7 protein-coding genes and 1 pseudogene are annotated in these 6,758 nt (G+C 74.8%); 5 read left to right on the top strand and 3 right to left on the bottom strand.

All coding sequences use genetic code 11. From position 1 onward, the window contains the following. Positions 1-84: 84 nt before the first annotated feature. Positions 85-678, bottom strand: coding sequence for a flavin reductase family protein (locus tag ACWFR1_RS19395; protein WP_453552682.1), 594 nt, complete (start codon positions 676-678; stop codon positions 85-87). A gap of 82 nt (positions 679-760) precedes the next feature. Here ACWFR1_RS19395 and ACWFR1_RS19390 point away from each other — a divergent pair, with 82 nt between their 5' ends. Continuing rightward, entirely contained in the window at positions 761-1,204 is a 444-nt protein-coding gene (locus tag ACWFR1_RS19390) for a nuclear transport factor 2 family protein (RefSeq protein ID WP_453552680.1), read from the top strand. A 125-nt stretch (positions 1,205-1,329) separates the two neighbouring features. Continuing rightward, the gene (gene lnt, locus ACWFR1_RS19385) at positions 1,330-2,940 is read left to right on the top strand and encodes an apolipoprotein N-acyltransferase (RefSeq protein ID WP_453552678.1); all 1,611 of its coding nucleotides are present in this window, start codon (positions 1,330-1,332) and stop codon (positions 2,938-2,940) included. On the opposite strand, the gene ACWFR1_RS19380 is transcribed toward lnt, so the two are convergent. Continuing rightward, positions 2,885-3,790, bottom strand: coding sequence for a Gfo/Idh/MocA family protein (locus ACWFR1_RS19380; RefSeq protein WP_453552676.1), 906 nt, complete (start codon positions 3,788-3,790; stop codon positions 2,885-2,887). The two genes, lnt and ACWFR1_RS19380, sit on opposite strands and share 56 nt — an antisense overlap. Positions 3,791-3,858: 68 nt before the next feature. Continuing rightward, positions 3,859-5,046: an FAD-dependent monooxygenase gene (locus ACWFR1_RS19375; protein WP_453552674.1), complete on the bottom strand. Its 1,188-nt coding sequence runs from the start codon at positions 5,044-5,046 to the stop codon at positions 3,859-3,861. Positions 5,047-5,138: 92 nt separating this feature from the next. On the opposite strand from ACWFR1_RS19375, the gene ACWFR1_RS19370 reads away from it, so the two are divergent. The 3 genes and pseudogenes from ACWFR1_RS19370 to ACWFR1_RS19360 form a co-directional block, all read left to right on the top strand. After that, positions 5,139-5,864 (top strand): TetR/AcrR family transcriptional regulator, encoded by a 726-nt coding sequence (locus ACWFR1_RS19370; protein ID WP_453552671.1) that lies wholly within the window; start codon positions 5,139-5,141, stop codon positions 5,862-5,864. A gap of 77 nt (positions 5,865-5,941) precedes the next feature. Beyond that, a complete protein-coding gene (locus ACWFR1_RS19365; RefSeq protein WP_453552669.1) occupies positions 5,942-6,469 on the top strand; it encodes a DinB family protein in 528 nt (175 codons plus the stop codon). A 94-nt stretch (positions 6,470-6,563) separates the two neighbouring features. Further along, positions 6,564-6,758: pseudogene (locus tag ACWFR1_RS19360) on the top strand (hypothetical protein); the annotation flags it as partial.

Below are 6,758 nucleotides of genomic sequence, written 5' to 3'. Positions count from 1 at the left end.
GAGGCCTGGCGTGCCGGGCACTCGGCGGTCGCGGTATGGCGCGAGGGGGCCGTAGCCGGGCGCGCGGGCTGCTCTTCGTCGCGGTCAGCCCTGGTAGGGCACTCGGGCGATCTCCTGGATGCCGCCCAGGGTGCCCCACTCGTTCTTGCCGAGCCGGGTCAGCGGGCGCATCAGCGCCATCTCCGGGTGGCCGTCCACCATGACCGACTCGTCGACCGCCGCGTGCACGACCCGGCCGAAGACGACCGTCGAGTCGCCGATCCGCACCGTGCTGTGCAGCTCGCACTCGAGCGCCACCGGCGACGCGGCCACGCGCGGCGGCTTCACCCGCAGGCTCGGCTCCCGCTCGACGCCGCAGGCGTCGAACTCGCTGACCCCGCGCGGGAAGTCGGTCGCCGTGGCGTTGATCCGCTCGAAGAGCGCTTCGGGCGCGAGGTTGACCACGAACTGCCCCGTCTCCTCCACGTTCCGCAGCGAGTCCTTGCGTCCCACGGACGTGAACTGCACGACGGGCGGCGTGACCGAGGCGATGGTGAAGAAGGAGTGCGGGGCGAGGTTGTCCGTCCCGTCGGCCGACGTCGTGGAGACCCAGGCGATCGGCCGGGGCACGACGGTGGCGGTGAGCAACCGGTAGAAGGACGTCCGGTCGGTCAGTTCGGGATCGATGTTCACGCGCATGTCGGACAGTATGACCGCACCCCCGGAACTCACCGCCCGCACGCCCCTTGGCGTCGGGGCCCCACTGCCCGAGACTGAACCGATGACGCAGCGCGTGGACCTCGCGACCGTGATGGACCGGCTCGCCATCGACGACCTCATCACCGGCTACGCGGCCGCCGTGGACGACGCCGACTGGCCCGGCTACCGCGCCCTGTTCACCCCGGACGGCCGGGCCGACTACCGCGGCTCGGGCGGGATCGAGGGACCCGCGGCCGAGGTCGCCGACTGGCTCGCCGAGACCATGACCCTCTTCCCCGTACGCCAGCACCTCATCGTGAACCGGCGGGTCCTCTTCCGTGAGGCGGGCGGGTACCAGGAGTCCGGCGACGGCGCGGACGTCCGCGCCGACTACGTGAACCCGATGCGCTTCGCCACGGGCGAGGACTTCATCTGCGGCGGCCGCTACGCCTTCGCGGCGCTGCGCACCGACGGCGGCTGGCGGCTCCGCTCGGTCGTCGTCGACGAACGATGGCGCCGCCACTGACCGCCGGACCGTCGCCGGGCAGGGCGGGGCCCGCTCAGGCCGTTCCGGCTCGGCTCGACTCGGCCCGTCGTGCCGCGCCGGGGCCTGTCACGTCCGACACTGAAGGCAAGGGCGGGAGGGCCGTCATGCGGATGCCGTTCGTCAACCGCGACCAGGACCGTGAGCCCGCACCGGGCCGGGGCCGGTCCCCGGCGCGGGGGCACGGGCTCGTCCGTTCCCTGGTCGCCGTCGCCTGCGGCACGCTCCCCGCGCTCGCCTTCCCCGCACCCGGCCTCTGGTGGTGGGCGTACCTCGCGCTCGTCCCGTGGCTGCTGCTGATCCGTACGGCTCCGGGGGCGCGCCGCGCGGCGCTGGACGGCTGGCTCGGCGGGATCGGTTTCGTGCTCGCCGTCCATCACTGGCTGCTGCCCAGCCTGCACGTCTTCCTCCTGCCGGTCGCCGCGCTGCTCGGCCTGCTGTGGCTGCCGTGGGGCTGGCTCGTCCGCTCCCTGCTCGGCGGCGCGCCGTCACCCGCACGGGCCGCCGCCGCCCTGCTCGCGGTGCCCTCGGGCTGGCTGCTGATCGAACTGGTGCGTTCCTGGGAGGGCCTCGGCGGCCCCTGGGGGCTGCTCGGCGCGAGCCAGTGGGAGGTGCCGGCGGCGCTGCGGCTCGCCTCTGTCGGCGGGGTGTGGCTGGTGACTCTGCTGGTGGTGGCGGCGAACACCGCCGTGGCCCTGCTCGTCGCGGCGCCGGGGCTGCGTGCCGTCGGGGTCGCCGGGCTCGCCGCCTGCGCGCTCGTGGCCGGCTCGGCCGCCTGGGGCGTCGGGGCGCCGCGCGAGAGCGGGACGGTGCGCGTGGCCCTCGTACAGCCCGGGGTGTTCGACGGTCCGGACGGGGCCGAGCGGCGGTTGGCGCGCGCCGAGGCGCTGACCCGCTCGCTCGCGGGGCAACGGCTCGACCTGGTGGTCTGGGGCGAGAGCGGTGTCGGCGCCGATCCGACCGGGCGGCCCGAGCTCGCCGCGCGGCTCACGGCCCTGGCGCGGGCGGTCGGCGCGCCGCTCCTGGTGAACGTGGACGCGCGCGCCGCCGACCGCCCCGGCATCTTCAAGAGCGCCGTCCTGGTCGGTCCGGCGGGGCTGACGGGTGAGCGCTACGACAAGATGCGGCTCGTGCCCTTCGGTGAGTACATCCCGGCGCGCGGCGTCCTGGGCTGGGTGACCTCGCTCGGCAAGGCGGCCCAGGAGGACCGGCGGCGGGGCACCGCGCCGGTCGTGATGACGCTGCCCGCCGCCGACGGGACCGGAGGGCTTCGTATCGGCCCGCTGATCTGCTTCGAGTCGGCCTTCCCCGACATGAGCCGGCGGCTCGTCCGGGACGGCGCCGGGCTCCTGGTCGTCCAGTCGGCGACCAGCACCTTCCAGAACAGCTGGGCGCCCGCCCAGCACGCCTCGCTTGCCGCGCTGCGGGCGGCGGAGACGGGCCGGCCCGTCGCGCACGCGACGCTCACCGGCGTCAGCGCGGTGTACGGCCCCGACGGGAGCCGGATCGGGCCCGTCCTCGGCACCGACGCGAGCGCCGTCGCCGTCCGCGAGCTGCCGCTCTCGACGTCGACGACGGGCTACGTCCGATGGGGCGACTGGCCGTTGTACGGAGCGCTCGCCGTGGTGGGCGCCGTGTGCGCCGCCGAGGGCGCCGGCGCTCTCAGGAGGCCTGGGCCAGGGCCTCGCGGACCACGCGCTCGCACAGCTCGTGGGTGAGCAGGGCGTCGCGCGCGCTGAGCACCCGCCCCTCCCGTACGGCGTCGAGGAAGGAGAGCACGGCCTGCTCGATCCCGCGCTGGCGGGCCACCGGCACCCAGTCGCCGCGCTTGCGCAGGGTCGGCTGGCCCTTGTGGTCGACGACGTCGGAGAGGTTGAGGACCTGACGCTTGGTGTCCTGGCCCGAGACCTCCAGGATCTCCTCGGTGGAGCCGTTCATCCGGTTCATCATGCCGATGGCGGTGAAGCCGTCGCCGGAGAGCTGGAGCACGACGTGGTGCATGAGCCCCTCGCGGATCCGGGCGCGCACGTCGACGTGCTCGATCTCGCCCGGCAGGAGGAAACGCAGCGTGTCGACGACGTGGATGAAGTCGTCCAGGACGAGGGTGCGGGGGTCCTCGGGCAGGCCGATCCGGTTCTTCTGCAGGAGGATCAGGTTGCGCGGGTGCTCGGCGCACTGTGAGTAGGAGGGGGCGAGGCGCCGGTTGAAGCCGACGGCGAGGCTGACCGCACGCTTCTCGGCGAGCTCCACGATCCGCTCGGAGTCCGCGTACTCGTAGGCGAGGGGCTTGTCGACGTACGTGGGCACGCCCGCGTCGATGAGGCGGCCGGCGATCTCGGCGTGGAAGGTGGTCGGCGCGTGGACGAAGGCCGCGTCGAGTCCGGCGGCGAGCAGCGAGTCGAGGTCGCGGTGGCGCTGCGCGGCGGGCAGGTGGAGCGTGTCGGCCACCCGGTCCAGGGTCGCGGCGGTGCGGGTCTGGAGGTGGAGCTCGACCCCGGGAAGGGTGGCGAGGACGGGGAGGTACGCCTTCTGCGCGATGTCGCCGAGTCCGATGCAGCCAACCTTCACGTGGTCTCCCTTGTCGTGTCGCGCGCGTCCACCGGCCGCGCTCGTGCGTGCCGTTCGGGCTGGTCAGCTTACGCGGGGCGGGCCGGGGCCACCGGCGGGTGCCAGTCGGCGATGCCGTCGAATCCGCGCAGGGCCGGCCCGGGGCCGAAGCGGGAGACCGTCCCGAGGAGCGCCGAGCGCAGGGCGACGGCGGGCCGGGCGGAGAGCAGGGTGACCGATCCCATGCGGGCGGCCTTGCGGACGATGGCGGTGGCGCGCGGCAGCCGGTCGGCGGTGTACGCGGCGAGGGCGCGGCCCGGGTCGAAGTCGGGTGCGGAGCCGGCGTGGTGGGCGAGGACGACGGCGTCCTCGATGGCCTGGTTCCCGCCCTGGCCGAGGCTCGGCATCATCGCGTGCGCGGCGTCGCCGAGGAGCGCGACGCGGCCCCGGTGGAAGGCGGGCAGCGGGTCCGGCAGGTGGTGGACGTCGTGGCGCAGGACCTGGCCGGGTTCGACGGCGGCGAGGATCTCGGGGACGGGGTGGTGCCAGTCGCCGAAGAGGCGCAGGAGTTCGGCCTTCTCGTCGTCGGGGGCGTGGGCCCCGGCGGGGGCGGCGGCCATGGCGTACGCGTAGATCCGGCCGTCCTTGAGGGGCTGGGTGCCCCAGAGGCGTCCGGCGCCCCAGGTCTCGTGCGGGGCGAAGGGCCGAGCGGGCGCGGGGACGACGACCCGCCAGGTGGTGCAGCCGGCGTAGCGGGGTCCGGGGTGCTCGGGGAAGAGGGTGTGCCTCGTCGCGGACCGGATGCCGTCGGCGGCGACGACGAGTTCGGCCTCGGTCTCGCCGTCCGGGGTGGTCAGCCGGGCAGGGCGCCGACCGTCGCCGGGGTCGGCGAGGGAGGCGGCCGCTCCGGTGCGGACGGTGCCGTCGGGGAGGGCCGAGGTGAGGATCTCGACGAGGGTGGCGCGGTGGAGGAGGACGAGCGGACCGCCGAAGCGCGCGGCGGCGGCCTTGGCGTTCGTCCGGGCGAGCCAGCGGCCGTGGGGGGTACGAAGGCCGCCGTCGCCCTGCCAGGCGGCGAGTGCGCGGACGCGGTCGCCGAGGCCGATGACGTCCAGGGCGCGCTGGGAGTTGGGCGCGAGGCCGATGCCGGCGCCGACGGGGGCGAGGTCGGCGGCGCGCTCCAGGACGGTGACCCGCCAGCCGTTGCGATGGAGGGCGACGGCGGCGGTGAGTCCGCCGATTCCGGCTCCGACGACGACGGCGCGGTGCTGTTCCATGACTGCTCCCCGGAGTACGCAACTACAGGTGTAGTGAGTCCGACACCCCGACCGTACTACAGGTGTAGTCGCGCCGGTAGTAGGTTGTCCCCATGAGCGCACCGACCGCCGAGCCCATTCCTCCGGCCTCGTCAAACTCCCTGGCTTCCGACGCCTCACAGGCCCCACAGGCCCCACAGGCCCCACAGGCCCCACAGGCCTCATCGGCCTCCCAGGCCTCCCGCGCCGAGCGCATCGGCGACGCCGCCCTCGATCTCCTCGTCGAGCGCGGCATGCGGGGCCTGACGCATCGCGCCGTGGACGAGCGGGCCGGGCTGCCGCAGGGGTCGACCTCCAACCACGCCCGCACCCGGCAGGCGCTCCTGGAGACGGCCGTTCGCCGCCAGGTCCACTGGGAGGCGCGCGTGCTGGCCCCGGACGAGCTGCCGGGCAGCGGCCCGGGCGCCCACCGCGAGACCGGCACGGCCCCGACCGTCGAGGCCCTCGTGGACGCGCTCGCTCTCGCCCTGCACCGCTATCTCACGGACCACCGCGCGCTGCTCGTCTCCCGCTACGAACTGGCCCTGGAGGCCACCCGCCGCCCCGAGCTCCGCACCTTCTTCGACACCGCGGGCTCCGCCTTCCACGACCCGCTCGTCGCGGCGATGACGGCGGCCGGCTCACCGGCGCCCGAGCGGCACGCGCTCTCCCTCATCGCCTGGTGCGAGGGGCTGTTGTTCTCCTGCGCGGCCGGCTCCTTCCACGCCGCCGTCCCCAGTCGCGCCGAACTGCGCACCGGCTTCGAGGAGTTGCTGCGAGGCATGCTCGGCACCCCGTAGGCCGTGACCGGCCGGTGGGCCGGGGCACGGCGGGAAGACGCTGGCGCGACCGGTGACCGTGAGGGACGATGCCGCGCATGACCACCGAACGCATCGAATCCGTCACCCGCGTCGACCCGTCCACCACCTCGGGCGAGCGCGAGGCGCTGGAGCAGTGGCTCGACTTCCATCGCGCGACCCTCGCGAGCAAGTGCGAGGGGCTCGACGACGCCCAGCTGCGCACCCCGTCCGCCCCTCCGTCCGACCTCAACCTGCTGGGCCTCGTCCGGCACATGGCCGAGGTCGAGCGCGGCTGGTTCCGCCGCGTGCTGGCCGATGAGGAGGCGAGCTGGATCTACTCCACCGAGGAGGACCCCGACCGGGACATCCACGCCACGGAGGAGGACACCTACGAGGAGGCCTTCGCCACCTGGCAGGCCGAGATCGCCCATGCGCGCACCCTGGCCGCCCCGCACGGCCTCGACGACCTGGCCGCGGGCAAGCACCGCACCGGGCAGCCCTTCAACCTCCGCTGGATCTACCTGCACATGATCGAGGAGTACGCCCGCCACAACGGCCACGCCGACCTGCTCCGGGAGCGCATCGACGGCGCCACCGGCGACTGAGCAGGTCAAACAGCGCGCACCGCGCCTCACCCGTGCGGGGCATTCCCGGCCGGTAGGGGCGCGAAGATCGCCGCCGGACCAGCAGAGTGGCGCGGTGCATGGAACCCGAACCACAGCGAAGATCCTGGTCGGGGCGGCGGTCGCCGCCCTGGCGGGCTGCGCGGCGGTGGGCGCGCAGCCCACGGTGCCCGCCCCCCCCACCCCGCCCACGGCGGGGTCCTCCCTCGTCCCCCCCCCCGGAAGGGCGCCCCCGAACGGCGAGGGCCCCGGCCCCCAGGCCCCCCAATCG

It is taken from the genome of Streptomyces sp. NPDC055103, assembly GCF_053607625.1.
The sequence above is the reverse complement of the archived record's forward strand: the minus strand, read 5'-3'. Positions and strand labels throughout refer to the sequence as shown.